Raw genomic sequence first — 26,377 nt, 5'->3', positions numbered from 1 at the left:
AATTGAAAAAAACCTTCTTCGCTAAGAAGAAGGTTCATCTACTAATGGAGTAACCCGCTTCTTATCTATCGAGACGAAACGTCTCGCAGGAATTGGCACCTTGTCGCAATATGCAACGGTTGCTGGGCTTCATCGGGCCAGACCCTCCACCTCTCTGGATAAGAACCATTTATGCTGTTGAGCTTTATTCTAAGAAATTCCAAGGCAAGCGTCAACAAAATTCTTTCTTTTCTGATTGCAAGCTGATTTGGCCAGACTTTCAATTGTGGGTGAACAGACTTTCTACCTCTTCCATACTGCAGCAAGTGCAATGAAACACGCCCTCCTGGCATTCCTCAGGCAGCTCTTGTTCCTCGACATATCCGCACCATTGGCAAATCATAAGTTGCATCATCGCACGCCCTCCTTTTCTTTTATCCTGCCCAAAATAAAAAGAGCATTTTCCGTTCGACCGTGACGATCGTTAGAAAATGCCAGAAAAGGAGGGACGCACTTGTCCACTCGCTGTTTTTTGCAAGCCATCTCTAACACCTCCCTATCTCCCGTAGGTCTATCAGTGTCGTCGAAACAGGCAGGTCTCCTGACTATGGGTTCATCGTCTAGCGTCGCCTTCCCCGTCTATTTTGATAGACCAGTGGCTCGTTGGACGCTGACTCTCCTCTTACAGTGGCGGGACCGTGTCGGAATTGCACCGAGCTTCCCTATTATCCTTTTGGCGAATTGGTACGCCCTAAGGAACCTGTTTCCATCTATGAAATTGTCTTTTCTCACTACTATTCTCAGATTCTACCTTATTTTTCCTTGTTTTGCGAACATTGCTCGTGGGCCAGTAGCCATTCCTTTCGCCACAAGCCACCCGAATAGCCTGTTAAACTCCCGTTTGCTCCTATAATTCTGTGACAGGGTACGATGATGTTCAGCCGATTTTTTCCGTTGGCATTCCCGACAGCCCTCACCGCATTTTCCTTCCCAATCAACGCGGCTAGCTCCGTGTACGTAATCTTGTGCGCATAGGGAAGGGTGGTCAATGTGTGCCAGACTGTTTTCTGAAAGTCTGTCCCTTTCATACACAGGGGAACAGAAAAGGACTGTCTCTCGCCGGAAAAATATTCGTCCAACTGTTGCCGACAAACGAGGAGAGGCTCTAGACATTTGTCTTCTTGTTCACGCAAAATGGGTTCGTCCCGATCTGTGAACATGATCGAACATACCCCGTCTTCTGTCCCACTGATTTCCAAGATGCCGAGTGGCGAAACATAATCAATTGTCTGTAATCTCTCCATACAAGACCTACCCTAGATACCGATCTTTCAAAATGGTTCTGTGGTGAGCTTCATGTCCAGCAATCACATAGGCCAACGTCCTTGCAGATAGCTTGTTTCCGTTGGCAAGGCCTGTACGCAACCACGCTTCTGGAGAGATTCCGCGAACCTGCGCGATGGTGGAAGCCCGAACGGCCTTATACTCTTCCACTAAATCAGAGAGGTCTCTTCGCTGAAAACACCCGTGTTCGACAAAAGCATTCTCATCAAAACCAGCGAGGGGTGTCTGATCTCCTCTCGCGATTCTCAGCAAGCGATAGCTCATGATGCGTTCTGCATCGATGAGATGACCCAAAACCTCTTTTACCGTCCATTTGCCTGGCGCATACCGATAATCAATTTGCTCAGGCGCTAGTGACGAAAATAACGCGACTTGCCTCTCTCCTTGTTGTGTGAGGATCGTTTGCAGATCCCCCTCCGGTACAAGTCCAATATAATAATCAAAATATGCAGCGTATTCATCCTGCTCTGGTCGTTTGAGCATGTATTTCCCACTCCTCTTCATTCAGTTTGGATAGACAAATTATACCACTATGCATCCTCAGCCAAGCATTTCTTGTCCAATACGAACGAACCCGCCTAATCCTCACAGGCGGGTGAGCTTCACCATTATACGCTATGTAAGCCTTCAAACAGTAGAACCCTTGCCGGGGCTGCATCCGTGCCGATCAGCTTGAGTGGTGCAGCTACCAGAAAATACTCGCCTGGCGGGACCTCTGCTAGCCGCAATCCTTCCACGACAATGACTCCCGCTGCAAACAGCTTTTTATGTGTGGGGTGTCCTTCCTGGGCGCGTTCGATTCCAAGTGCATCGGTACCAATGCCCCGCACACCCAGCTCACTTAAATATTCTGCCCCTTCTTCAGACAGAAAGATGAATTCAAAAGAGAATGCCTCTTCAAAAGAGTTTTTCGTTTTAAACAGGACAAAATCTCCTCGCACAAGATCGAAGCTCTCTAAGTCGGAGCGAGTGATCCTGTCCTCTACCGCTGTGAGATCGAGAACCTTGCAACTGCCCACTAGCTTCTCCAAGGAAATACTCTCAAATGTATCGCCAGCATTCACCATGTGCAGGGGAGCATCTACATGAGTACCAGAATGAAGGTCCATGTCGATTCTCGATTCTGTTACATAGCCATTGGTAGCGGTACGTATTTTCGGCTGCTTTTCCGGCTTGTTTTTATACACCGTCATTCCTTCGTACACGGTGGCGGTTACATCATACATTTTCATCCCCAACGCCCTCCCTTTGCCTACTGTTTTTTTCGATCCGCTGGAAAAACAATCCCCATCTGTCTTCTCGCTTCATCCATGACCTGCATGGCCATTTTGGATACTTCATGCGAATTCGTTGCAGACTGTCTGCCCCCGCTTCTCGCCAAGTGTAGAAATTCTCTTATTTCATAATGCATGGTCTTCGGGGTTTGAGGCCTTGTCACTTGCTCGATTCGTCCATCCCTGTAACGAATGTCCACTTCTTTGAGATGGTTGATTCGGTCGATCACAATCGTAGCGTCCTCCCCTTGAATTTCTGCTGGTTGATAGGAGGTCGTAATTTTCGAGAAGCTAATGATTGCATCCATCTCTCGATACTTTAAAAGCATACTGCCTTCTCCGTCCACACCAGAATCAAGCACAATTCCTTCTGCTTTGATGTCATCTGGTCTGCCAAAAAGGATGAGTAGCGGATAAAGACAATAGATTCCGATGTCCATCAAGGCTCCGTTGGAAAAAGCAGGATCAAAAGCACGTAAAACCTTTCCTTCGCGATACGCATCATAACGCGAAGAATATTGGCAATTACTGGCAATAAAGCGCCGTACTTTTCCCAGCTTGTGCAGGTTGTCCTGTATCGCAAAAAAATTGGGCAGCAAAGTAGATTTGACAGCCTCCATGAGCAGCACGTCATTTCTTTTCGCTGCTTGGATCATTTCTTCTACCTCAAACACATTGGAAGCCAGTGGCTTTTCGCATAATACGTGTAGCCCCGCGTCCATGCACTGGATCGCTTGCTCCGCGTGGCAGGAGTTGGGGCTCGCAATATAGACCGCGTCCACATTTTTGCTTGCAGTCATTTCTTCCAGGCTGTTATAGGCGAATGGAGCATGGTACTTGTCAGCGAAATCCTTGGCGCGCTCGATGGTACGTGAATAAACAGCCTGAAGAGAAAATCCTTCTACTTCTTGACCAGCCTGGATAAATTCCTCGGTGATCCAGTTCGTTCCAATTACGCCAAACCGCATCTCATCCGCTCCCTTTTCTTTTTTCTATCTCGTTGCAGTGACCGGCACTCGTTCCTCGACCTTATCCAGCCACCACACGAATCCGTCTGCTGCAAGCAATTGCTCTGCGGCCTTCGGTCCGAATGAGCCAGCTTCGTACGTAAAGAGCGGCACCGAATTTTCCGCAAAGGCTTCCAAAATCGGTGTCACCCACTCCCATGACAGCCGGACCTCATCCCAATGCGCAAAGTAAGTGGAATCCCCTCGGAGTGCATCGACCAAGAGCAGCTCGTACGCTTCTGGCACGTCTTTTGTCCCTGCACTGAAATCTACCGTCACCGGTTCAATCTTACCGCTATTTTTCGGATTCTTACTATTTACCTGCAAGGCAATACCTTCGTTCGGATTCACGCTGATGATCAACAAATTAGGCGCTGGCGTTTCATTATGTTCCTGATATAGCTTTTTATGCGGATTTTTAAACTCAATGACGATCCTGGTTGATTTCTCTTGCAGTCTTTTCCCCGTCCGAATATAAAAAGGTACCCCTTGCCAAAACGGATCATCAATCCAGACACGCGTGGCAATATACGTTTCTGTCATCGAAACGGGATCGACACCAGGCTCGTCCCTGTAGCCAGCCACAGGCGTCCCCTGAATATGTCCTGCGCTATACTGACCGCGAATAACGTGTGTGTGGACTTCTTCTTTCATCATCGGACGCACGGCTGCCATCACCTTGCGCTTTTCTTCTCGGATATGGGCGGACGTGATTCGCTTCGGAAGCTGCATAGCGAAGATCATGAGCATTTGGAGCATGTGATTTTGAAGCATGTCGCGCAGTGCCCCGGCTGGCTCGTAATATCCAGCCCGATCCTCAACGCCGACCGTTTCATTCGCCGTAATTTGTACGTTTGCGATGTACTGATTATTCCAGAGAGCCTGGAAGACCGGATTCGCAAATTCGAGAGCCTCGAGGTTTTGAACCATCGGTTTTCCCAAGTAATGGTCAATGCGATAAATTTCTTCTTCCGAAAATGCTTTCCCCAGCTTTTCATTCAATTCTTTCGCTGATTGCAAATCATGTCCAAACGGTTTTTCAATGATCAGACGCTTCCAGCCTGTCGTTGAGCCCAATCCACTGGCCTTGACATTGGTAGCAATTCCCTCGAAAAATTGCGGGGCTACTGACAAGTAAAACATCCGGTTTTGCGGGATCTGCAGCTCTTGCTCTTTTTGCAGAACCAGATCATGTAACGTTACATAAGCACGTGGTTCCATGACATCTACTTCCGCATAGCAACAAGCTGACAAGAAAACGTCTAGCTCGCGGGAATCAATCTGGGCACGACGAGAAAACTCATGGACAGACTGGCGAACAGATTCCTGAAATTCGCTATCAGACCAGGCCCTTCTCCCCACACCGATAATCGAAAAGGCAGCAGGCAATTTTTGATCTACATATAAGGTAAACAGCGCAGGGAAAATTTTACGTTTGGCTAAATCTCCTGTTGCGCCAAAAAGGACAAAGGTCATCGCTTCCATCTACTTTTTCATTCCCTTCTTACCTACGCCGTGATGATGGTTATAGTAGGTACACTGTTATTATTCGAGAAAATCACTGCTTTATCAATATGCAGCCTTAAGAACGACGCAAGATTGCACGTACCGGACTTCCATCTGCTTCCATCAAAAGCAGCGGCAGTGCGATCAATTCGTAATCACCCGGTTCGACATGATCGAGCAGGAGCCCCTCCAAAATATGAATATCATGCTCGTGAAGCCCGTGATGAGCGGCCAGTTCCTTGCTGTCCAACGGATCGACAGATGGGACATCCACTCCGATCAACCGAATGCCCTTTTGGGCGAGGAACGCTGGCAAATCTGCTCGCAGATGACAGATGGATGACGGAAACTGATTGGGGTCGCTCCATGATAATGTTTTGAGCAGCAAGCGTTCCACCCCCTCCAGATCAACCTGGGCAAAATCTTCTGGGCCAATGCTGGAACGTCCAGTAAGCTCTACTACTCTTGTCTCTCCGATATACAAGTCCAAAGGCAATTCAGCTATTTTTCGGCCAGCGTCATCGAAGTGGAACGGAGCATCCACATGTGTGCCTGTGTGAACACTCATTGTTACTTTACCGACATTGACCGATCCGCTCTCCGCTTTGGGCCAGTTTACGACATAGTGAAAGGGAGTGTCCCCTGGCCAGGTCGGCATACCTGCCATGAGCGGACGGGATATATCTATTATTTTCATCATGTATCCTCCACCTTCCAGCAACTGTTCATACCTATACTCAGCGTACAGAAAAGACTATATTGAGTCAATATTCTAACATTTTTACCAAAAAAAGACCGCAGCTTGATTGAGAGCTGACAGTCTTTTCGTTGATTCAGATCCTAGTATGAAGAGACAGGTAGTCCCACACTTCATCATAAATCCCATGGTAATCCACTTGTTTCAAATGTTCTTTCAAAGTCCTCAACCACTCAATGGTTGTTGGATAGGTAGCTGCAATGGCCTCCCGTAGATCGCTCATCTGAATCGGGCGATCGACCCCTTTTGTTACAATATCATGCCATACCTGCTCCGTTGCGAGCTCCACTACATATTCAATGTCTGCCCCCGAATAAAACTCTGTCCATCCTGCTAATTGCCCATAATCGAGTATCTCAGTGGGACGGCCCTCCAGTTTTAAGCGAAAAATATCCTCCCGTGCTTGCCGATCTGGTGGTCCGACAAAAATCCAGTGATCAAAGCCGGCTGCTCGGAGCATGGATGGCTCCAATTCCCACGGGACGTTGGTTGCACCCATCAGGACAAATCGTTCGTCGTACTCGCCTGCCTCCGCTATCTGCTGAAGCCATTTGGAATCGATCCCCTGTCTGTTATAGGGGGTCGCATGCTCTTCGTAATGGCTGGAAGCCTCCAGTTCATCTAAAAAGAACAGAAACGGTTTATTGGCAGGGGTTGTTGCCAGTAAGTCATGGATGTTGAACTGCCTGTTTGACGGCGTATACATACTTCGACCGCCTGTGATCGCCATGGAGAAATAATGAGCCTGGCATTCTTCTGCGGTTGCTTTTGCCAGCAAAGATTTTCCGCACCCCGATGGTCCGTAAAGTAATATGGTACTTCTCTTTTGAGGCAACCGTTGCGAAATAGGATGTAGGAGTCTTTGAAAGATTGCCTCTTTTACTCGTCCAAGCCCACCAACCATTCCAAAGCCCGCCGTTTTCTCAACGAGTTGAACCGATTTCGCGGTGGTCTTTCCTTTGCCCCCTTCTATGACGCGTATCTTAGGTGAAAACATCGTAGTGTATGTAGAGGATTCCTTCTGATTGATCCCTTTTAACGTCCGCGAATATGGGGATTCCTTTTGTAGCTTGTTGAGTTCGATCACAATTTTTTCCTTCATCGATTCATTTCCATAGGCAAGAGCCTGCGTAAATGCCTGTAAAGCCTCCGTACGATCCCCTTGCTCAGCATGCTCTAATCCTAATAACAGCCATACTGGCGCGTTGCGTTGGTCGCTCGTCAACATGCTTTTCAGTATTTCTATCTTCGTCATCTGCTTCATCCTCTGCGATCGTTCTGCTCCAAGCGATCGTTTAGTATCACGGACATATCCATTATAATGCATATATCTCGCAAGAAGAATACGAAAAGTAGGAAAAGATGGAAGAAGGGCTGTGACCGTCATTCAAAAAAGACGCCTTCTGCTACACAGCATCGGGCGTCCAAGATACAGTCTCTATCCTCTCAACGGAAAAGCTCCGCCTTCCACACAAATGATGAACGAGAGTCCGAGATAAGGTTGCATATTATTATGAGGCTGAGTCCCGCCTGTGGTTCCAATTGCTTGCGGGCTAAGCTGTGTCCCATCACTCGTGCTGGAGTAAGGAATGATACCTCCCCGGCCACCAGTGGATGACCAACTCGCCCCTGTTGGCGTATCCCCTGTAGGCGTTGAGCACGCGTTTGGAACATGAGTATGCGCGGGAATTTCGTTTTGCAGCAGTGTTACATTGGCAGCGCCATCTGTCTGACCTGCCGTACGCGGTGTCAAGCCAGGTCCTGCCCCCTGGTTCATCGGGGCTGTTCCTCTTAAATTAGGAAGCGCAAATGTGGTCTTGCCATCTCCGCCATACTTTGTACCCAATATCGAATACAAAACAGGATTGGAAGGGATCGCAAGCAATTGTCCATCACAAAAAGCCCAGTCCCTCGGCGGGAAGTTGCCAGCGAAGATACGAATTTCTCCAATATACGGATCCATATGATAGTGCCTCCTCTAGTTTCTTGACGGGTAAATCCCTTGAATCGCGATGCAAAAATTCCCGACGAGATACGGCTGCATATTCGTATGAGGTGCACTGTTTCCTACCGTTTGCAACGCGCTCTCACTCATCGTCGTATCAGGGGTTGTCCCATAGGTTGTGGTGGATGCTTGCGCCCAGTAGTTCCCAGCGCTCGTTTTTTCACTGGCAACTGCATTCGAGCCGGTAGCCGTATGGGTATGGGCAGGTATCTCGTTTGTTGTTAATACATGCGTTTCTTCTCCGGCTGACATCCCAAGCGGTACGATTGGACGATCCTGTTGATTGTTTTTGTGAATGGGGACACGTCCTCTTAAATCTGGCAAAGCAAACGTGTTTTTCCCGTCCCCCCCATAAACAACTCCTAACAAGGAAAACAGTGCCTGGTTTCTACTGATAGGCAACACCGCACCATTACACAAAGCCCAACCCTGTGGCGCAAATGGAAAAGGAAAAAATCGAATTTCTCCAAGAAATGGTTCCATGTAAAATCCTCCTGTTCGATTGGAATATTAATTTTGTTGCGGATAGATCCCATACAGGGCAATGATGAAATTAATAACCGTAAACGGCATCAGGTTACTGTGTGATTGATTTCCACCTACATTACTCAAGCTGGACGCGTTCATCAATCCATCAGGTGTATTTGTTGAATAAAGCTGCGTATTTTTTGCCCATACAGCATTGGCAGGGCTGTTCTGCGTTCCTGGCTGCGATGATGCATGGACCGTATGCGTATGCGCAGGTAATTGTGAGACGGTTAAGGTGACGGATTCTACACCATTTTTTTCACCCATCACATAGGTAGTTCCTGTACTCGGATTTTTCCCTTGATTAAGCGGGATACGTCCCCGTAAATCAGGCAACGCAAAAGTCGTTTGTCCATCCCCGCCATATGTGGTTCCAATCAATTGAAACAACGTGTCGTATTCCGAAATAGATAAAATCTGTCCTTCGCATAATGCCCATCCTTGTGGTGCATAATCTCCTCCAAACATCCTGATTTCTCCAAGAAATGGCTCTGCCATGTTGCTTCCTCCTTATATAAAGTGGTAATTTCCGTTGTCGAACGAGCAGATAGATCATTTTTGCGGAACTGGCTGCCATTCCATTTGGATATACAGCCCCGTTGAGTCTGTCACGATGAAATGAAGCCGTTCATATAATCGAAAGGCAGGATTCCCTTGTAAAACATGTAAACGGATCGGTAATTGGAAAGATTGGGCCTCTTTTTGCAGATCGCCAATAATACTAGAACCAACACCCTGTCCCCGATAAGCTGGCAGCAAAGAAAGATCAACAAGATGCAGTGCATCTCCCCTCGCATCCGTGATCAAACGACCGATAGGCTGCCCGGATCGGAGAATGATTTGATGATTTTGAGCGGGAAACTGCATTTGGTAAGATTGCTGCTGCATGGCATACTGCGACTGTAAAAAAGCAAGCTTGTCCGACTCACTCCAACCCCAATTAGCCATTTCTTCGGTTCTCGTAGAACAGTACAATTCCCAAATAAATGCTTCGTCTTGCTCGTGTTCAAAAGGTCTGGTATGTACCATAATCCTCCTTGCAGCAATCGCTGTACTTTTCTGATATCCTGCCTGATTAAATAGCAATCATAAATCATGATATCATTAGCCAAATTCCTTCTAACACTAACTAAAGTTAGCTCTTTTACATGAAAAACGGGTCCAGATTACGATCCATGACGAAACAAAAAAGAGTAGGACGGTTTGACCCCGCCCTACTCTTCATCATGTCTCCCTTATTCAAAAAAAGTTCGCGGGGATTTCCGCCATTCACCCAATACTTTTTCCTGTTCGCTCGTAATAACCCCTTGCTCTGAAGCTACTTCCAAAAGTGCTGTGTAATTCGATATGGTGGAGCAAGGAATGCCTGCTTCCTCAAACAAGGCGTGGGCATCCGGGAATTGGTAGCTGAATATAGCTACGACCCCAAGTACCTCTCCACCATCAGCCTGCACCGCTTGTGCTGCTTTCAAGGAGCTGCCTCCTGTGGAAATCAGGTCTTCAATCACGACTACCTTTTGACCAGCCGCCAATGCGCCCTCAATCTGATTTTGGCGACCGTGGCCTTTTGCCTTGTCCCGTACGTAGATCATCGGCAGATCAAGCAGCTCTGCCACCCATGCAGCATGTGGAATACCAGCAGTCGCTGTTCCTGCCACGACTTGCGCATCTGGGTACTGCTCCTTGATCAAATCGGCAAATGCTTTCGCAATGGCACGTCGCACATGCGGATAGGACATCGTGATCCGGTTGTCGCAGTAGATCGGGGATTTGATCCCGGACGTCCATGTAAAAGGTTGCTCTGGTCGCAGATGAACTGCCCCGATTTCGAGAAGATTCGCTGCAATTTGTTTAGCGGTTGTCATTGTCGTCATTTCCCTTATTCCCTCCAACTGGCTACTTTACGAACGATCTTTTTCCACTGCTGCGACGATACTTTGCCAAACCCCGACCGGATCTTTTGCACCCGTAATGGCGCGTCCGATCACGAGGTAATCACTGCCCAAGCGGAATGCCTGTTCTGGCGTCGTGATACGCGTCTGATCTCCTTGATCCGCTCCCAGTGGACGAATTCCTGGCGTTACGGTTACGAATGCGTCTCCAGCAGCTTTTTTGATCATCGGCACTTCAAGCGGAGAAGCAACGACCCCATCCAAACCAGCTTGCTTGGTCATCTGTGCATAGTGCACCACAACATCTTCTACCGTACCTGGAATCGCCAATTCTTGATTCATCGTTTGCAAACCAGTGGATGTCAGCATCGTCACACCGATCAGGAGGGGACGAGCAGCACCTGCCGCTGTCCCTTGCTCCAAACCTTCTCTCGCTGCCGCCATCATCGCTACGCCGCCTGCCGCATGAACGTTTACCATGTCTGCTCCCAGACGCGCCAGGCTTCTCATTGCGCCTTTCGCGGTATTGGGAATATCGTGAACCTTCAAATCGAGGAACACTTTGAATCCTTTTTCCTTCAGAAAGGAAACGATCGCTGGCCCTTCTGCGTAAGCGAGCTCCATCCCCACTTTTACATAGCGGATATGTCCCGCTAAAGGCTCGATGCACTTCTTGACTTCAGCCAGTGTGGAAAAGTCGAGCGCAACAATCATGCGTTCGCGAATATCGGTTAGTTGTTGTTGCACGCTACTCTCCCCCTTTTATACGGTTACCGCTACTTTGGCACCAGCACGCTGGGCTGGCATTGCTTCTGTAGAGAATGTGATCGTCTCCAGTACGTGCAGGAGAGCGGAAGCTGTATCGAGTGAAGTCAAGCATACGGCGCCGTTCTCTACTGCTTCCCGACGAATGCGGAAGCCGTCACGTTGTGGTGTTTTGCCTTTTGTCAGTGTATTGAGTACGATGTTCGCTTCTCCTGTATGGATGACATCCAACAGGTTTGGCGTGCCTTCGGACAATTTGCTTACGCGTGTGACTTGCAGTCCCGCTTGCTCCAAATAATCGGCTGTGCCTGCGGTCGCCATTAGCTTGAAGCCGAGGTGGCGGAAGCGTTTCACGATGTCTAGCGCTTCTTCCTTGTCTTTGTCAGCAACAGTCACGAGCAAGGTGCCTTGTGTCGGGATATTCATCCCTGCTGCAACCAAGCCTTTGTACAACGCTTTTGCCAGTGTGCTCTCGCGTCCCATGACTTCTCCGGTCGATTTCATTTCAGGGCCGAGCGTAATATCGACGCGGCGCAGCTTTGCGAAGGAGAAGACTGGTACTTTGACAGAAACCATCGACTCCTCTGGATGGTAGCCTGGTGTAAAGCCTTGATTGATGATAGAGTGACCAAGGATCGCTTTCGTTGCGATATTCGCCATCGGAATCCCCGTTACTTTGGAGAGGAATGGCACCGTACGGGACGAACGCGGATTGACCTCAATTACGTATGGGCGGTCTTTATAGATGACGAATTGGATGTTGAGCAAGCCTTTGATTTGCAGGGCACGCGCCAGCTTCGTCGTCATGTCGATCAGCTCATCCTTGATCGCTTGGGACAAGGATTGCGGAGGATATACAGCGATAGAGTCACCGGAGTGCACCCCTGCGCGTTCGATATGCTCCATGATGCCTGGGATCAGAACGTTTTCGCCGTCGCAGATCGCATCGACTTCCGCTTCTACTCCGACCATGTAACGGTCTACTAGTACAGGGTGATCAGGATTTACCTTCACCGCTTTTTCCATGTACTCTAACAGCTCGGACTGGTTGTACACGATTTCCATCGCGCGTCCGCCAAGTACGTAGGAAGGGCGAACCAGTACCGGGAAGCCAAGACCTTCTGCTGCCACGACTGCCTGCTCGACTGACGTAACCGTTTTGCCTGGTGGTTGGGCGATATCCAGCTCGCGCAGCAGCGCTTCGAACTTCTCGCGGTTTTCCGCTGCGTCGATGTTTTCCAGACTCGTACCCAAGATTTTGATTCCGCGTGCAGCCAGCTTGTCAGCCAGATTGATCGCGGTTTGTCCGCCGAATTGTACGATGACACCCTCTGGTTTTTCCACATCGAGAATGTTCATGACGTCTTCGATATACAGGGGCTCGAAGTACAGGCGATCAGAAGTGTTGAAGTCTGTAGAAACCGTCTCCGGGTTGTTGTTGATGATCACTGCCTCATAGCCCGCTTCTCTCAGTGCCCAGACAGCATGAACAGTTGCATAGTCAAACTCGATGCCTTGACCGATACGGATTGGTCCGGAGCCCAGCACGACCACGCGCTTCTTGCCAGTCTCGATGCGCTCGTCTTCTACTTCATACGCGGAGTAGTAGTACGGTGTTTGCGCTTCGAATTCTGCCGCGCAAGTATCTACCATTTTATATACAGGTACAAAGCCTTTTTCCTTGCGCATTGCGTATACCGCTTCTTCTGTCTCACCGCATAGCTCGGCAATTTTGCGGTCCGTGAAGCCCATGCGTTTTGCTTCGTACAGCTTTTCGCTCGTCAAGCCTTTTGCCAGTTCTGCTTCAAAGGCAATCATTTTATGGAACTTGTGCAGGAAGAACAGATCGATCTTAGTCAAGTTGTGCAGTTGTTCGATCGTCCAGCCACGGCGCAGTGCTTCTGCCAGCAGGAAGAGGCGTTCGTCATCCGCGTGCACCAGTCGTGCTTTCAAATCTTCCTCGCTGATTTCGTCTGCTCCCTTGATCTCGATGTGATAGCTGCCGATTTCCAAGGAACGGATGGCTTTCATGATCGATTCTTCAAAAGTCCGACCGATCGCCATGACTTCTCCAGTTGCTTTCATTTGCGTACCGAGCTTGCGGTTGGCGGATTGGAACTTGTCGAACGGCCAACGTGGAATCTTGCTGACGATGTAGTCCAGTGTTGGCTCGAAGCATGCGTATGTTTGGCCTGTCACCGGATTTTTCAGTTCATCCAGCGTGTAGCCGATTGCGATTTTGGCGGCCATTTTTGCGATTGGGTAGCCTGTTGCCTTGGAAGCCAGTGCAGAAGAGCGGCTCACACGCGGGTTTACTTCGATCACGTAGTACTGGAAGCTGTGCGGGTCGAGTGCGTATTGTACGTTGCAGCCACCCTCGATACCGAGCGCCCGGATGATGTTCAGTGCAGATGTGCGCAGCATTTGATACTCGCGATCAGCCAGTGTTTGGCTAGGCGCTACTACGATGGAGTCACCTGTATGCACGCCGACTGGGTCGATGTTTTCCATGTTGCAGACGACGATGCAGTTATCGTTGGCATCCCGCATCACTTCGTACTCGATTTCTTTCATGCCAGCAATGCTTTTCTCGATCAAACATTGCGTAATCGGGGAGTATTTCAATCCGCTTGCGACGATCTCGCGGAGGGTTTCTTCATCATCACAAATTCCGCCGCCTGTACCACCCAAGGTGTAGGCAGGACGAACGATAATGGGATAACCGATTTCGTTTGCAAAATTGACAGCTTCTTCTACCGTGCTCACGATGACTGATTCAGGTACTGGCTCGCCCAGCTCATTCATGAGGGAGCGGAACAGGTCGCGGTCTTCTGCTTGCTTGATCGATTCCAGCTTGGTACCGAGCAGCTTTACATTTTCTTGCTCAAGAACGCCTGCTTCTGAGAGGGCAACAGCCATGTTCAAGCCTGTTTGACCTCCAAGTGTAGGCAGTAGTCCATCCGGCTTTTCTTGGCGAATGACTCGCGCTACAAATTCAGGTGTGATTGGTTCGATATATACTTTGTCCGCCATGTTTGTATCGGTCATGATAGTCGCCGGGTTGGAGTTGATCAGCACTACCTCCATGCCCTCTTCTTTTAACGCTTCGCATGCTTGCGTGCCTGCATAGTCAAATTCTGCAGCCTGCCCGATGACGATAGGTCCAGAGCCGATTACGAGGATTTTTTTCAGATTATCTTGTTTTGGCATGAGTTTTTTCCTCCTTAGCGGTTTCCATCATCGCAAGAAACTGGTCGAACAGGTAGCCGGAATCATACGGTCCTGGAGCTGCTTCTGGATGGTACTGTACTGAGAATGCATTCTTCGCTGCATGACGTACGCCTTCGACGGTGCCATCATTCAGTGCGATATGGGTAACTTCCAGTTCCGTGCCTGCCAGTGAGTCTTCTTTGACTGCATAGCTGTGGTTCTGGGATGTGATATATGTGCGTCCGGTTGGCAGTTCTTTTACCGGATGGTTGCCGCCACGGTGTCCGAATTTCATTTTCGTCGTGTCAGCGCCAGATGCTAGTGCAAACAACTGGTGACCGAGGCAAATTCCGAACAGAGGATATTCACCCAAGATTTCGCGAATCATCTCGACGGCTTGCGGTACGTCCTTCGGGTCCCCAGGGCCATTGGACAAGAGTATCCCGTCCGGCTGAATGCGGCGAATTTCTTCTGCTGTCACATTGTAGGGCACGACGACTACGTCGCAGTTGCGCTTGGTCAACTCGCGTAAAATCCCGTGCTTGGCTCCGAAGTCTACCAGCACTACCCGATGACCTGTTCCTGGACAGCTAAAGACGCTTTTCGTAGAAACGCGTGATACTTGGTCTGTCATCAATGTCGTGCCGTTCAGGGCAGCAACCAGTTCAGTCAATGGGGCTTCACTGGTTGTAATCATCCCCTTCATCGTGCCGTGGTAACGAATTTTTCTCGTCAGCATGCGAGTGTCGACTCCCGCAATCCCCGGGATGTCGTATGTTTTCAGCAGTTCATCGAGTGTGTTCGTATTGCGCCAGTTGCTCGGTGCTTCGCAATGCTCGCGAACAACGAAACCGTGAATGTATGGACGAACAGCTTCAAAGTCGTCTCGATTGATCCCGTAATTTCCGATCAGCGGGTATGTCATGGTGACAATCTGTCCGCAGTAGGATGGGTCGGACAAAACCTCCTGATAACCAGTCAGCCCTGTATTGAAAACCACTTCCCCGTAGGACTCCTTTGTCGCTCCAAATGCCGTCCCGATAAATTCTGTTCCGTCTTCCAAGATCAATCTTGCACGCATCTATGCTCCTCCTCCATTGTCGTGTAAAAACTTGTGTCTTGTCTGTCAGTCGTTTTTACACGTTTTGATATACGATCTTCCCATCTACCAGCGTCAGGGTCGGCCAGCCTTTGCATGCCCAGCCTGCAAATGGTGTGTTGATTCCTTTACTTGCGAATGTGCTTGGGTCAATTGTTTTTTCCGTTTCCAGATCAATCACAGTCAGGTCTGCTGGTGCGCCCACTTCCAGGCGTCCGTATGGCAGTTTGAATGCTTCTGCTGGCTTCACGGTCAACAGCTCAACCAGCTTCTTCAAGGTCAGTTCTCCCGTTTGAACGAGATTTGTGTACAACAGCGGGAATGCTGTCTCCAATCCGACGATTCCGAATGGTGCGCGGTTTATCCCGTTTGCTTTTTCCTCTTGGGTGTGTGGAGCATGGTCTGTGGCGATCATATCAATGGTGCCGTCTTTCAATCCCGCAATCAGTGCAGCGCGATCCTCTCGAGAGCGCAGCGGCGGGTTCATTTTCCAATTCGTATCCAGATTGTCCGGGATATCCTCATCGCACAGCAAGAGGTGATGCGGACTGACTTCACACGTTACATTTACGCCAGCGCGTTTGCCGTCGCGTACCAGACGCACCGACTCTTTCGCGCTGATGTGGCATACGTGGTAGTGCACACCTGTCTGTTCTGCCAGCAAAATATCGCGACCGACATGGATGGACTCTGACTCAGAAGGAATTCCAGGGAGACCGTGTCGAGCTGCTACCACCCCGTCATGCAAAGCTGCTCCCGGGATCAACAGGTCTTCGTCCTCACAGTGAGCGACAATTGCGATGCCGAGCTCTGCTGCTTTTTGCATGGCCGTTTTCATCATCGCTGTTGATTGCACACCTACACCGTCATCTGTCAGCGCGAAGATCCCCGCTTCTTTTAACCCTGCGAAATCAGTCAGCTCTTTTCCCAATTGGCGAACAGTAATCGCACCATACGGGATCACGCGCGCCATACCAGCCTCGCTCGCTTTGTCCAAAATGTAGGTCACGGTCTCGACACTGTCGATGGACGGTCGTGTGTTCGGCATGCATGCTACTGTTGTAAATCCGCCTTGTACCGCTGCTTTTGCCCCTGTTTCGATCGTTTCTTTATGTTCAAAGCCTGGCTCACGCAGATGTACGTGGACATCGATGAGACCCGCGCTAATCAAACCTCCATGGCAATCGATCCATTCATGCCCACAGCGATCGAGCGTTTCCCCCTTCGCAGTGATTCTTCCCTTTTCCACCAATATTTCCATCGGGGTGAGTTCCCCCGCCTGATTTAGTACGTTGCCGTTGCCAAGGATGATTCCCATGTCATTTCGCTCCCTTTCAAAAGAGTTTCTAGAACTGCTATTCTTGCTGCGACTCCGTTGGTCACTTGGGTTTGGATCAAGGACGTTTCGCATTCTACCAAATCGGTATGAATCTCAACCCCGCGATTGACGGGTGCCGGATGCATGATAACTGCGCCGGACTTCATCATTTTGGCTCTTTCCAGAGTGAGCCCGTGTGCCTTGTGGTACTCTTCCTTCGATAAGTAGAGGGACTCCGCATGGCGCTCCAGTTGCACGCGCAGCATCATGACCACATCTGCGGTTTGAACCGCTTCTTCCATTTCCACGATTTTGACACCTTGCGGGATATGTGCCGGCATCATCGTAGCTGGACCTGAGAGCAGCAGATTCACGCCGAGCTTCGGCAGCGCATGCAGGTGAGAACCGAGCACGCGGCTGTGGCGCAGGTCTCCCATGATCGCTACCGTGAGACCAGAGAGCTTGCCAAACTGCCTTTTCATGGTCAAAAGATCGAGCAGGCATTGAGTCGGGTGCTCATTCGTTCCATCTCCCGCGTTGATCAGCTTCAGGTCTACGCTTTCAGCCAACTCTTGCAGCAGGCCTTCCTTCTTGGTGCGGATCACGGCTGCTTCCACGCCCATTGCTTCCAAGGTGCGGATCGTGTCATAGACCGTTTCGCCTTTTACGGTAGAGGAGGTTTCCGGTATGAAGTTCAAAACATGTGCGCCCAGTCGCTTTTGTGCTACTTCAAAAGAGAAGCGAGTTCTGGTGCTGGCCTCGAAGAACAGATTCGCGACAAACCGTCCGCGCAGGATATCCGCTTGCTCAGTTGGTCTGGCAGCCCAATACTCTGCTCGCTCGAGGAGCTGGATGATCTGTTCTTTCGATAAGTCTTTGAGGCCAATCAGGTGCGCTACATTTTTCATCATGAATCCCTCCGATTCTTTAATGTTAAAAGAAAAAGCTTCTTGGCATCGCTTTGCATCTGGAGGCAAGCGAGACAAGAAGCTGGTTGAGTGCCTTTTTTGGGCAGCCAAAACAGCGTTCTTTGCCTTGCCAGCCTCTCTGGACTGGATTTAAAGGATTGGGAACGTTTAGGCTATTTGTTTTTGTTCTTCGCGGTGCGCATCTCCCATCGCGGACTCTTTTCCTGGAAGGATCAGGTGCAGAATGATTCCCAGGAAGGTAGAGAGTGCGATATTATCGATGGTCAGATCGTTCAGGAAAGCGATACCTGTACCTGCAAAACTGATTTTGTATCCGCCGATTCCCGTCACGAGGATGACCGCTGCGAGAATCATGTTGCGCTTGTCTGCAAAATTCACTTTGTGCTCGACGTACATCCGCAAGCCTTGTGCCGCGATGATACCGAACAGGATGATGGAGACACCGCCAAGTACCGGTGTTGGGATCGTCATCAAGAAGGCACTGACCTTACCTGCGAAGGCAAACATAATCGCGAGAACGGCTGCGAAACCGATGACGACGCGGCTGTATACCTTTGTAATCGCAAGGACTCCGATGTTCTCACCGTACGTCGTTGCAGGTGGACCGCCCATAATCGCAGCGAGTGACGTAGCAACCCCATCCCCAAGTAAGCTGCGGTGCAATCCAGGGTCTTTCATCAAATCACGATCCATAACTTTACTCGTTACCAGTAAGTGACCCAGATGCTCCGCCAGTGTGACGAAAGCGACTGGTGCGATAACCAGGGCAGCGATCCATGCGCTCGGATTCGCCATTGCACTCGTCACCTCTGCGAATTTGAAGTGGGACGTAAACATTTCACTGAATCCAACAACCCAAGGAGCATCTTTCACTGTTTGAAAATGAATCAGATCAGGGTGACGCAGCAGTGTGTATACATAACCGGAAACCATTCCGATCAAGATTGGGATAAGACCAAGGAAACCGCGCAGCATGACCGCTGCAAGAACTGTTATGACTACAGTAACGAGCGAGATTTCAATGGAAGTCAGTGACATTTGCGATTGACCGTCTACAGTGACTTTCGTTGCCATGTCTACTGCTACACCAGCCAGGCTCAGACCGATCACAACGATGACGGATGCGATGACAACTGGTGGCAGTACCCGATCGAGCCATTTGACTCCTGCCTTCTTCACGATCCCGGCGACGATGATGTACACAATCCCGGAGAGGAAGCAACCTAAGAGTGCCGTCCCTACACCATGCGATTGACTCACGACGATAATCGGACCAATGAAGGCGAAGGAAGAACCGAGATAGTTCGGAAGCTTTCCTTTGGTGATCCACAGGAACAGGAGTGTCCCGATCCCGCTCGCCAAGAGGGCAGTTGCAACATCCAGACCCGTCAAGATCGGTACGAGTACAGTCGAGCCGAACATCGCAAACAAATGTTGAATACTAAGTGGCAGCAATCGCGAAATATGTGGTGTTTCGTCTACATCGATGTAATTTTTTTGGCTCATGCCTGTATGCCCCCTGTGTTGTTTCTTTCATTCAAAAAGCTTCTTTCAAAAAGCTTCTTTTTATACAAAAAACCTCTTTGTGCGGACACAAAGAGGCTAGCTTCGCCATGCTCATGGGAAGTTTCTTGCCTCTTGCCGACCTCACGGGATCGTTTTTAAAGAGGAGATATTTTATTTTTACAGTAGCTGTCGGATGGACACAATGTCCATAACGTCCACTTCTGCCAATTGTACATCGACAATTTCCGTTCGAGCAGTTGGGAGATTTTTTCCGACGAAATCAGGACGAATTGGCAACTCACGATGACCGCGATCAACCAGAACAGCCAGTTGAATCATTCGTGGGCGACCATTGTCAATCAGTGCATCCAATGCGGCACGCACGGTTCTTCCTGTGTAGAGAACATCATCCACCAAAATCACAGTCTTGCCTGTGATTTGATCCGGAAGCTTGGAGCCTTGCAAAATGGCATCTTCGGACTTGTGTTGCAGATCGTCACGATAGAACGTAATGTCCAGTTCACCGACTGGGACTTTCACATTTTCAATCATTTCGATTCTTTCCACAAGGCGTTGCGCAAGGTAGATCCCTCTAGTCTTGATACCCACGATAATGAGATCCTCGACGCCTTTGTTTCGCTCGATAATTTCATGTGCGATTCGTGTAAGCGCTCGGCGGATTGCGGCTTCATCCATAATGACGCTTTTGTTGATCATCTCAATATCCCCCTTCTCGACGGGAACAGTGGACCTTACGAAAAAAGGCTCCTTGTCAGGAGACAAGAAGCCCTCGGACAAACTGACCGGACTGTAAGAGTCCCGCCTGTTTGTCATTCCGTGCCCTTGCCAGCCTCACTGGACTGGATTTAAAGGTTCCATTCGTCATGTAGAATTATGTCACGATTCTGGACGGGTGTCAATGCAGCCCGGAAAAGTCTAACTATTCCCAATAGACGCTGACCCACGGTGGCAAGTAATTCGCATAATACCCAATATCTCCTGTAATGTCTCTGATCAGCTCGACTTGTTTGTCCGCCTCCTCGCCAATTCCTTGGATAAACAGGGAGCCATGCTCCGCTCGATCCAAACGCAAGAAAAGTAGCAGTTTCCCATCTGGAGACGGTGCAGGATAGTAGTCTGCTGTATGCGCTTCCCCTTTTGTCACCTGCTGCTCTGCTCCACCTGCGGACCGTCGCCAGATGCCTTGTTCCGGTACCATGACCTTTTTAGGATCATACGAATACGCTGTAGCCAAGCCTCTAGTGAAAAGCAGCGTGTACGGAGCTTTTGGAATCCATACCGGATAAGTGTCTACCACCACTGGACCAGGGCTGACTGTTTTGACCTTTCCTGCTCGATCGGCCAGCTTTAACTGCTTGTTAGTCGTGGCGATCCGGTCAGTGCCGTCGACAAAAGCAAGCTGTTCGCCATTTGGGGTCCAGGCAAGCCAATCAGGATAAGCCAATCCAGTACCGAGCACTATTGGCTTTTTGGCAGGCTGTGTCAAATCAAACCGTTGAATAGGTACGCCATCAGCAGACAAGGAGCCGGAGTTATACCGGACAAAGTAGGCCACAGCCTTCCCATCCGGGGATATTTTTAAGCCTGTCGCTGCCCATGGGTAGATACCTTCCTCCACTTTTGGCGGTTCTGCAATCGGGTAGGCAGCCAATGTTTTACCTGCAAGCGTGCGCAAGGCCAGCGTCATCGGCTTATTTTTTTCGGCAGGTAGCGAGACAAGCATGTTTTCCCCATCCGGCATCCAGGCAAAATCTGCGAAATCAGCCTTCGTTGAACTTTGCAAAGCTAATTTTCCCTGCTCATGGACGTCTTTTACTATCAGCAATGGTCTTGGCGCTTCATTACTACCGATATTTACCGTGTACGCTAGCTTGTTCGCTTTCGGGGACCATTTTGGCGTTTCAAAAACCGCTCGCTCGTCTACCTGCACAGCTTGGCTACCGTCAGCTCTGACGATCCACACGTAGCCTGGTGTCGAGTAATTGTCGTTGCCCTTGTATTTTACGAACAGAAGCCACTTGCCATCTGACGACCAGCCCACGATCTGTGCATAGCCGTTCTTGGTGATTTGCATTATCTTTCCCGTCGCATCCCGTCCATCTACCAAAAACAAATGCTGATTGCTCGTAAATGCAATTTTTGCCGGAACGCTTATTTCCTTGTTCACACGCTCTGGCTGTTGGCTTTGGGCTGCCACCTTTGCTTCACCGTTTGCTGTGACAAGTACAACCAAAAGGACAAAAAGGCTGATCCGCTTCCGCCATTTTCCGTTCACAGACATTCACTCCTTACACTCTCTATTGAATGATAAAAAAACGCCAGAAGAAAGTAATAAGCTCTCTACTAGCGTTTTCCAATCCAACTGCCATTATGTAAGTGTCATAGAAAGACTGGCTGCAACAACAAAAAACGATTGCCATACAGATCCTCGAAAACAACCTCAATGCCATACATCACTTCAGTTGGTTCACTCACAAACTTCACGCCGCGTTGACGCAGTGTTTCGTATGTGGACCCAAAATCATCCGTCTGCCAAACCCACATGGGATTTTTGCCGACCTGACGAAGCATTTCCTGTGCAACGTCTTCCCGATGCCAATGGGCAGGGTCATGCAATACGATCTCTATCTCCTCCCCTGGAAGGCCGACAGTGAGCCACCGAGAACCATCATCCATACGAGAATCCATGCGTTTTTCAAAACCGAGTTTTTCCGTGTAAAACCGCAATGCCTCTTCACAATCGTGAACGTATAGCGTCACATGCGCTAATCTTTTTAGCACGGCTATTCCTCCTGTTCCCTTACGCTTGTCTGAGAACTTCTATGACGTCGAGCATTTCCTTCGGCATTGGTGCTTCGAATTCAAGCTGTTCTCCTGTACGGGGATGGATGAAGCCCAGTGTTTTCGCATGCAGAGCTTGTCCATCGAGCTCCAACGTATTTTTCGGACCGTATTTCGGATCGCCCGCCAGTGGATAGCCAATGTACTTCATGTGTACGCGAATTTGATGGGTACGTCCTGTTTCTAGTTTCAATTCCACCAACGTGTACTCCTTGAAACGCTCCAGCACGATAAAATGCGTAACAGCCGGCTTGCTGTTTTCGAAGACGACCGCCATTTGCTGGCGATTTTTCGGATCGCGCCCGATCGGTGCTTCAATTGTTCCCATTTCATGCGGGATGACACCATGAACAATCGCGACATACTTCCGGTTGACCGTATGTGCTTTCAATTGTTCAGCCAAACCCATGTGTGCCTTGTCGTTTTTGGCTACCATCAAGAGGCCGGATGTATCCTTGTCAATGCGATGGACAATTCCCGGACGCAAAACGCCATTGATTCCGGACAAATCCTTGCAATGAGCCAAAAGTCCATTAACGAGTGTCCCGCTGTAATGACCAGGAGCAGGATGCACGACGAGGCCACGTGGTTTATTCACGACCACGACATCGCTATCCTCGTATACAATATCAAGCGACATCTCTTCTGGCTGGATCGCCATTTCTTTTGGCGGCGGAACACGGAGGGTCACTTCGTCCTCTGCCTGTAGCTTGTAGTTGTTTTTGATCGGTTCACCATTTACAGTGACACGGCCTTCCTTCACCCAAGCCTGCACCTGTGAACGGGACCAATCTTCATTTTGCAGCGTGATAAACTTGTCGATGCGCTCGCTCGTATCCGCTGGCTCTACCGTCCAATCGTAACGTTCAAATAATTGCGTGTCATTCATGTATGTTCTCCACCTATCCGAGCTTTCCCACTATTATTCTCATGACTATCTGTTTTTCTTCCCATCCAGAAAAACATCGAGAAGCAAAATCCCCACACCAATCGTGATGGCCATATCAGCCACGTTAAAGATCGGGAAGTTAATCAACGTAAAATCGAGAAAATCTACAACTTGACCGGTCATCGCACGATCAATGAAATTCCCTACGGCCCCACCCAAGACCAGTGACAGCGCCAAGGATGCACGAGGTTGTTTTTTCCCCAAGCGAATTAAGGAAATGACAATCCCAATCACAACGATAGTGGTAATGACAATAAAAAACCAACGTCGATTTTGCAGGATGCCAAACGCCGCTCCCATGTTTCGATGGGAAGTTAGATGAAATACGTCCGCGATCAAAGGAATGGATTCTCCCAATTCCATATACTTCACGACTAAATACTTTGTAAACTGATCAAGCGCAATAATTACTGCCGCAATGAGATAGTACAACAATGGAATGTCCTCCTTATTCTGCTTCGACCAGCAACTGTACAAACACAATGTCAAATGAACATTTTACCAGAGACAGCCTAGGTGAACAAGCGCTTTCCTTTTTTGTACAGTCGATAGCCTTTGCGTACGCCTTCCAGCATCCACAATGGGATTTTCCATCCACGATCCTTGATAAATGGCAGATACACCTTGTAATACGCCTTGCGTAAATCACGCCATTTCGTGTCTGTATCATTGACATAGTAATCCGATACGTCAATCAGATAACCTCGTCCCTGATCCATTAACACATTTTTCCCATGGACATCGTGGGGAAACAATCCCTTCCTGCGCGCCTCTTCTAGCGCTTCCTCCACGTCTTCAATCACCTGCGGAGGAATCGGAATACCAAAGCGAACACAGTCAAACAGGGGGATACCGTTCATCCGCGTAATGACCAAGTATCCTTCCCCATAATCATAACAGATGGGGAAGGAACGAGTCTCCCCAAGCTTGCGATAGACTTCGATTTCCTGTTCGGCTCCTGGTCTTCCAGGTGCGTACAGCTTGATCACTACCTTCGGATAGTCCGGGTGGGCAAATACGGCAGCATAATTGCCGGTACCGACCAGTTCCCACGGGTACGGCGTGTGGTGCACGACGACTGGATCATCCGGTGACAGACTCTCCACTTGAACTTCCTGTAAAAAAGCTTGCAATATATGCTGATCGATCCGCATCGTTTCTCATCATCTCTCATCAGTTACCGACTTCGAACTACGTTAAAACAAAATTAATGAAGGTTCATCTACTACGATCATTCAGACACTTCCTATAAGGGGCAAAAAATCCTTTACACTGGTGAGGCCAGGAAGTCCTGTCCGATTCCAATGAAAGGATTGCATATGGACAAGAATACCTCATTTTTTTGATTTGGTAAATGGGTAGTGAATGTCCACCAATAGTACCTGTTTTATGTAGTGTATAACGAATGATTCTATCTGATTCATTTAGAAATAAGTCGTTGGTACGTTTGTTGTGGTGGGGAGGAAACAGGAGAAAACGCTCCGATTCTAGGTCCACCCTCTGTGGGATTGACTGCCCTGCTCCATGAAAAAAAGGGAAACCCGCGTCCAAAGTCGTCCATTCTAGGGGTATCTCAGAGGTGGACGCTAAAAGCTTGTTTCCTTTTTTTCATTGCGCATCGGTCGGTGTCCCTAAGATCTTCGCTTTTTTCTCCTGTTTCCTCTACGAACTTTCTGTGTTAAACGGGTTTTAAAATCCTTAAAAGATTGAAGAATGTAATCAGTTACGACAGAGAAGAATATTTCCAGACGTAGCGACTTGTGGAGTCCCACCCAGCGCAGAAGGGATTCGCGGGGAACAGAAACGCAACGTGCCCACGCGACGAAGCGGCTACCACTTTTGCGTTTCCCCGCGAATCCCTTCGGAGCGGACAGTCTCAACCCCCAGCAGGACGGAGCCTGGAGCCTAGACTGGAAATATTCTTCTCTTCACCGCAGCCACATAACGACCGCCTTTAGTTGTTGTCAAAAAAAGAAGAACCTGGCACATCCATGCAGGCTCTCCCCTTTTAGAATCTACACATTAATTTCCAAAAACCATTCATGAATCGCATCTTGAAGCTTCTGCAAAGCCGTCGCATTCGTTGCTTCACAATAAATGCGTACCAACGGTTCTGTGCCAGACGGACGGATCAAGACCCAATGTCCTTCCTCGAGCAACAGCTTGACCCCGTCCACTCGTTGAATCTCCAAAACCTGATAAGGGCCAATGAGTGCAGGTGGCTTGGCGATCATTTGCTGTACCCATTGATCTTTTTCCGGCAATTTCATATCAAGCCGCGTATGGAACAGCTCGCCGAACTGCTCGTATACATCTCGCAATATTTGATCGATTCCTTTGTTTTCATACGCACACATCTCGGCGAGCAACAAATTGATGAGTACGCCGTCCTTCTCCGGGATATGACCGAGAATACTGGCCCCGCCACTTTCTTCTCCGCCGATGAGCACGTCACCTTTGCGCATTTCCTCCCCTACGTACTTGAAGCCGACCGGCGTCTCCACCAGTTCAAGACCATAATGCTCAGCCATCCGATCCAATAGATGCGTGGTTGCTACTGTCCTGACAATCCGTCCGGTCAAGCCACGATTTTTTCGCAAGTGATAGGTTAGGAGCACGAGTGCTTCGTTTGGCGTGATGTACTGTCCGAAGCGGTCGACGACTCCGAAGCGATCCGCATCCCCGTCATTGGCAAGACCAAGAGAGGCTTGGCGGTCTACGACTTCTTTTTTTAGCAAATGCAAATGCTTATCGTTTGGCTCGGGCAAATCTCCTCCAAAAGCCGCATCCGGGACTTCTCGGATTCCGACGTTTTTCACCCCCACCTCTGATAAAAAACCGCTCACATAACCCATGCCTGCACCATGCATCGCATCGACAACGACCGACAAGGAAGCGTTTCGCAAAACATCCATGTTTATCATCCGTCTAAGATGCGCCTCGTAATGAGGACGCAGCACAATGACTTGCAGCAGCTTGCGGGACTTTGCTTCCGCGAGGGAAATCGTGCGTACCGATTTCGTCTGGCAGGTTTCGGTGATCCACTCTTCCAATCTTTGCGTGATCGCAGGCGTTGCAGGTCCAGCATACTCTGGAATGTATTTGATGCCGTTATATTCGGGTGGATTGTGACTGGCCGTGATCATGATTGCGCCACTCGCTGCAAAATGCTTCACGCCAAAGGCTACGGCAGGCGTTGGTGCAGCTTCATTCACCAAATAGGTTCGAATATCATTCGCGGTCAGGACTGCTGCAACCTCCTCCGCGAAGCGTCTCCCCAAAAACCGCGTGTCGTGCCCGACCAAAACAGGCTGCTCCTGTTGTCCGATTTCTTTGGTATAGCTGGCGATGGCTTGTGCGACAATACGGACATTCTCGACAGTAAAGCCATCTGCGATTATGTCACGCCAACCGTCCGTACCGAAACGGATCGTTGTCATCTCCTCA

Annotated in this window: 26 protein-coding genes and 2 riboswitches; all 26 genes read right to left on the bottom strand. The window is 49.3% G+C overall.

What is annotated here, in order from left to right:
* Positions 1-58 precede the first annotated feature (58 nt).
* Positions 59-165, bottom strand: a riboswitch (SAM riboswitch).
* 94 nt (positions 166-259) lie between these two features.
* The 26 genes from ASG16_RS31565 to ASG16_RS22125 all read right to left on the bottom strand — a co-directional run bounded on the left by ASG16_RS31565 (position 260) and on the right by ASG16_RS22125 (position 26,370).
* Positions 260-394: a hypothetical protein gene (locus tag ASG16_RS31565; protein WP_255413036.1), complete on the bottom strand. Its 135-nt coding sequence runs from the start codon at positions 392-394 to the stop codon at positions 260-262.
* Between the two features lie 159 nt (positions 395-553).
* A riboswitch (cobalamin riboswitch) is annotated at positions 554-758 on the bottom strand.
* Positions 759-791: 33 nt separating this feature from the next.
* Positions 792-1,283 (bottom strand): methylated-DNA--[protein]-cysteine S-methyltransferase, encoded by a 492-nt coding sequence (locus ASG16_RS22245; protein ID WP_056486212.1) that lies wholly within the window; start codon positions 1,281-1,283, stop codon positions 792-794.
* Positions 1,284-1,290: 7 nt separating this feature from the next.
* On the bottom strand, positions 1,291-1,806 hold the full coding sequence (locus ASG16_RS22240) for a DinB family protein (protein WP_056486204.1): 516 nt from the start codon (positions 1,804-1,806) through the stop codon (positions 1,291-1,293).
* A gap of 125 nt (positions 1,807-1,931) precedes the next feature.
* Positions 1,932-2,555 (bottom strand): cyclase family protein, encoded by a 624-nt coding sequence (locus tag ASG16_RS22235; RefSeq protein WP_056486201.1) that lies wholly within the window; start codon positions 2,553-2,555, stop codon positions 1,932-1,934.
* Positions 2,556-2,575: 20 nt separating this feature from the next.
* Positions 2,576-3,565 carry a Gfo/Idh/MocA family protein gene (locus ASG16_RS22230; RefSeq protein WP_056486198.1) on the bottom strand — a complete coding sequence of 330 codons (990 nt, stop codon included), beginning with the start codon at positions 3,563-3,565 and terminating at the stop codon, positions 2,576-2,578.
* Between the two features lie 24 nt (positions 3,566-3,589).
* The gene (gene zwf, locus ASG16_RS22225) at positions 3,590-5,089 is read right to left on the bottom strand and encodes a glucose-6-phosphate dehydrogenase (RefSeq protein ID WP_056486195.1); all 1,500 of its coding nucleotides are present in this window, start codon (positions 5,087-5,089) and stop codon (positions 3,590-3,592) included.
* A 97-nt stretch (positions 5,090-5,186) separates the two neighbouring features.
* Positions 5,187-5,807, bottom strand: coding sequence for an arylformamidase (kynB, locus tag ASG16_RS22220; protein WP_056486191.1), 621 nt, complete (start codon positions 5,805-5,807; stop codon positions 5,187-5,189).
* A 136-nt stretch (positions 5,808-5,943) separates the two neighbouring features.
* Positions 5,944-7,122 carry an ATP-binding protein gene (locus ASG16_RS22215; protein ID WP_056486189.1) on the bottom strand — a complete coding sequence of 393 codons (1,179 nt, stop codon included), beginning with the start codon at positions 7,120-7,122 and terminating at the stop codon, positions 5,944-5,946.
* Between the two features lie 183 nt (positions 7,123-7,305).
* Positions 7,306-7,830 (bottom strand): phage tail protein, encoded by a 525-nt coding sequence (locus ASG16_RS22210; protein WP_056486184.1) that lies wholly within the window; start codon positions 7,828-7,830, stop codon positions 7,306-7,308.
* Positions 7,831-7,845: 15 nt separating this feature from the next.
* Positions 7,846-8,355: a phage tail protein gene (locus ASG16_RS22205; RefSeq protein WP_056486181.1), complete on the bottom strand. Its 510-nt coding sequence runs from the start codon at positions 8,353-8,355 to the stop codon at positions 7,846-7,848.
* A gap of 27 nt (positions 8,356-8,382) precedes the next feature.
* Complete coding sequence (locus ASG16_RS22200) at positions 8,383-8,898, bottom strand: phage tail protein (protein ID WP_056486177.1); 516 nt, start codon at positions 8,896-8,898, stop codon at positions 8,383-8,385.
* A 54-nt stretch (positions 8,899-8,952) separates the two neighbouring features.
* Positions 8,953-9,429 carry a GNAT family N-acetyltransferase gene (locus ASG16_RS22195; RefSeq protein WP_056486174.1) on the bottom strand — a complete coding sequence of 159 codons (477 nt, stop codon included), beginning with the start codon at positions 9,427-9,429 and terminating at the stop codon, positions 8,953-8,955.
* A 206-nt stretch (positions 9,430-9,635) separates the two neighbouring features.
* Positions 9,636-10,274: an orotate phosphoribosyltransferase gene (gene pyrE, locus ASG16_RS22190; RefSeq protein WP_056486171.1), complete on the bottom strand. Its 639-nt coding sequence runs from the start codon at positions 10,272-10,274 to the stop codon at positions 9,636-9,638.
* 27 nt (positions 10,275-10,301) lie between these two features.
* Positions 10,302-11,039 (bottom strand): orotidine-5'-phosphate decarboxylase, encoded by a 738-nt coding sequence (gene pyrF / locus ASG16_RS22185; RefSeq protein ID WP_056486168.1) that lies wholly within the window; start codon positions 11,037-11,039, stop codon positions 10,302-10,304.
* A gap of 15 nt (positions 11,040-11,054) precedes the next feature.
* Positions 11,055-14,267: a carbamoyl-phosphate synthase large subunit gene (carB, locus tag ASG16_RS22180; protein ID WP_056486164.1), complete on the bottom strand. Its 3,213-nt coding sequence runs from the start codon at positions 14,265-14,267 to the stop codon at positions 11,055-11,057.
* A complete protein-coding gene (locus tag ASG16_RS22175) occupies positions 14,251-15,348 on the bottom strand; it encodes a carbamoyl phosphate synthase small subunit (protein WP_056486162.1) in 1,098 nt (365 codons plus the stop codon). The genes carB and ASG16_RS22175 overlap by 17 nt, the downstream gene beginning before the upstream one ends.
* A gap of 55 nt (positions 15,349-15,403) precedes the next feature.
* Positions 15,404-16,684, bottom strand: a complete 1,281-nt coding sequence (gene pyrC / locus ASG16_RS22170; protein ID WP_056486159.1) for a dihydroorotase — start codon at positions 16,682-16,684, stop codon at positions 15,404-15,406.
* Positions 16,651-17,592: an aspartate carbamoyltransferase catalytic subunit gene (locus tag ASG16_RS22165; RefSeq protein ID WP_056486156.1), complete on the bottom strand. Its 942-nt coding sequence runs from the start codon at positions 17,590-17,592 to the stop codon at positions 16,651-16,653. Before ASG16_RS22165 ends, pyrC begins: the two co-directional genes overlap by 34 nt.
* Before the next feature lie 168 nt (positions 17,593-17,760).
* Positions 17,761-19,119 (bottom strand): solute carrier family 23 protein, encoded by a 1,359-nt coding sequence (locus ASG16_RS22160; RefSeq protein WP_056486154.1) that lies wholly within the window; start codon positions 19,117-19,119, stop codon positions 17,761-17,763.
* 177 nt (positions 19,120-19,296) lie between these two features.
* On the bottom strand, positions 19,297-19,836 hold the full coding sequence (pyrR, locus tag ASG16_RS22155) for a bifunctional pyr operon transcriptional regulator/uracil phosphoribosyltransferase PyrR (protein WP_007728461.1): 540 nt from the start codon (positions 19,834-19,836) through the stop codon (positions 19,297-19,299).
* Between the two features lie 223 nt (positions 19,837-20,059).
* Positions 20,060-21,421 (bottom strand): TolB-like translocation protein, encoded by a 1,362-nt coding sequence (locus tag ASG16_RS22150; RefSeq protein ID WP_056486152.1) that lies wholly within the window; start codon positions 21,419-21,421, stop codon positions 20,060-20,062.
* 98 nt (positions 21,422-21,519) lie between these two features.
* The gene (locus ASG16_RS22145; RefSeq protein WP_056486149.1) at positions 21,520-21,921 is read right to left on the bottom strand and encodes a VOC family protein; all 402 of its coding nucleotides are present in this window, start codon (positions 21,919-21,921) and stop codon (positions 21,520-21,522) included.
* A gap of 19 nt (positions 21,922-21,940) precedes the next feature.
* The gene (locus ASG16_RS22140) at positions 21,941-22,870 is read right to left on the bottom strand and encodes an RluA family pseudouridine synthase (RefSeq protein WP_048033698.1); all 930 of its coding nucleotides are present in this window, start codon (positions 22,868-22,870) and stop codon (positions 21,941-21,943) included.
* A 45-nt stretch (positions 22,871-22,915) separates the two neighbouring features.
* Positions 22,916-23,365 carry a signal peptidase II gene (gene lspA / locus ASG16_RS22135; protein ID WP_048033699.1) on the bottom strand — a complete coding sequence of 150 codons (450 nt, stop codon included), beginning with the start codon at positions 23,363-23,365 and terminating at the stop codon, positions 22,916-22,918.
* Positions 23,366-23,442: 77 nt separating this feature from the next.
* Entirely contained in the window at positions 23,443-24,084 is a 642-nt protein-coding gene (locus tag ASG16_RS22130; protein ID WP_048033700.1) for a serine/threonine-protein kinase, read from the bottom strand.
* Positions 24,085-24,945: 861 nt separating this feature from the next.
* Positions 24,946-26,370, bottom strand: a complete 1,425-nt coding sequence (locus ASG16_RS22125) for a phosphoglucomutase/phosphomannomutase family protein (protein ID WP_056486146.1) — start codon at positions 26,368-26,370, stop codon at positions 24,946-24,948.
* Positions 26,371-26,377: the final 7 nt, after the last annotated feature.

Origin of the sequence: Brevibacillus sp. Leaf182 (genome assembly GCF_001423865.2) — a bacterium.
In the GTDB taxonomy this organism is placed as follows: domain Bacteria; phylum Bacillota; class Bacilli; order Brevibacillales; family Brevibacillaceae; genus Brevibacillus; species Brevibacillus brevis_C.
Note: the sequence above shows the minus strand (reverse complement) of the source record. Positions and strands in the feature narration are given on the sequence as shown.

Bases quoted from the DNA above. Each gene is read 5' to 3' on its own strand.
- ASG16_RS22200 (WP_056486177.1), bottom strand. From the start codon at position 8,898: ATGGCAGAGCCATTTCTTGGAGAAATCAGGATGTTTGGAGGAGATTAT.
- ASG16_RS22245 (WP_056486212.1), bottom strand. From the start codon at position 1,283: ATGGAGAGATTACAGACAATTGATTATGTTTCGCCACTCGGCATCTTG.
- ASG16_RS22150 (WP_056486152.1), bottom strand. From the start codon at position 21,421: ATGTCTGTGAACGGAAAATGGCGGAAGCGGATCAGCCTTTTTGTCCTT.
- pyrE (WP_056486171.1), bottom strand. From the start codon at position 10,274: ATGACGACAATGACAACCGCTAAACAAATTGCAGCGAATCTTCTCGAA.
- ASG16_RS22195 (WP_056486174.1), bottom strand. From the start codon at position 9,429: ATGGTACATACCAGACCTTTTGAACACGAGCAAGACGAAGCATTTATT.
- ASG16_RS22240 (WP_056486204.1), bottom strand. From the start codon at position 1,806: ATGCTCAAACGACCAGAGCAGGATGAATACGCTGCATATTTTGATTAT.
- ASG16_RS31565 (WP_255413036.1), bottom strand. From the start codon at position 394: ATGATGCAACTTATGATTTGCCAATGGTGCGGATATGTCGAGGAACAA.
- kynB (WP_056486191.1), bottom strand. From the start codon at position 5,807: ATGAAAATAATAGATATATCCCGTCCGCTCATGGCAGGTATGCCGACC.
- ASG16_RS22130 (WP_048033700.1), bottom strand. From the start codon at position 24,084: ATGCGGATCGATCAGCATATATTGCAAGCTTTTTTACAGGAAGTTCAA.
- ASG16_RS22165 (WP_056486156.1), bottom strand. From the start codon at position 17,592: ATGAAAAATGTAGCGCACCTGATTGGCCTCAAAGACTTATCGAAAGAA.
- ASG16_RS22175 (WP_056486162.1), bottom strand. From the start codon at position 15,348: ATGCGTGCAAGATTGATCTTGGAAGACGGAACAGAATTTATCGGGACG.
- ASG16_RS22210 (WP_056486184.1), bottom strand. From the start codon at position 7,830: ATGGATCCGTATATTGGAGAAATTCGTATCTTCGCTGGCAACTTCCCG.
- ASG16_RS22235 (WP_056486201.1), bottom strand. From the start codon at position 2,555: ATGAAAATGTATGATGTAACCGCCACCGTGTACGAAGGAATGACGGTG.
- carB (WP_056486164.1), bottom strand. From the start codon at position 14,267: ATGCCAAAACAAGATAATCTGAAAAAAATCCTCGTAATCGGCTCTGGA.
- ASG16_RS22230 (WP_056486198.1), bottom strand. From the start codon at position 3,565: ATGCGGTTTGGCGTAATTGGAACGAACTGGATCACCGAGGAATTTATC.
- zwf (WP_056486195.1), bottom strand. From the start codon at position 5,089: ATGGAAGCGATGACCTTTGTCCTTTTTGGCGCAACAGGAGATTTAGCC.
- pyrC (WP_056486159.1), bottom strand. From the start codon at position 16,684: ATGGGAATCATCCTTGGCAACGGCAACGTACTAAATCAGGCGGGGGAA.
- ASG16_RS22125 (WP_056486146.1), bottom strand. From the start codon at position 26,370: ATGACAACGATCCGTTTCGGTACGGACGGTTGGCGTGACATAATCGCA.
- ASG16_RS22160 (WP_056486154.1), bottom strand. From the start codon at position 19,119: ATGAGCCAAAAAAATTACATCGATGTAGACGAAACACCACATATTTCG.
- ASG16_RS22205 (WP_056486181.1), bottom strand. From the start codon at position 8,355: ATGGAACCATTTCTTGGAGAAATTCGATTTTTTCCTTTTCCATTTGCG.
- ASG16_RS22140 (WP_048033698.1), bottom strand. From the start codon at position 22,870: ATGAATGACACGCAATTATTTGAACGTTACGATTGGACGGTAGAGCCA.
- pyrR (WP_007728461.1), bottom strand. From the start codon at position 19,836: ATGATCAACAAAAGCGTCATTATGGATGAAGCCGCAATCCGCCGAGCG.
- ASG16_RS22215 (WP_056486189.1), bottom strand. From the start codon at position 7,122: ATGACGAAGATAGAAATACTGAAAAGCATGTTGACGAGCGACCAACGC.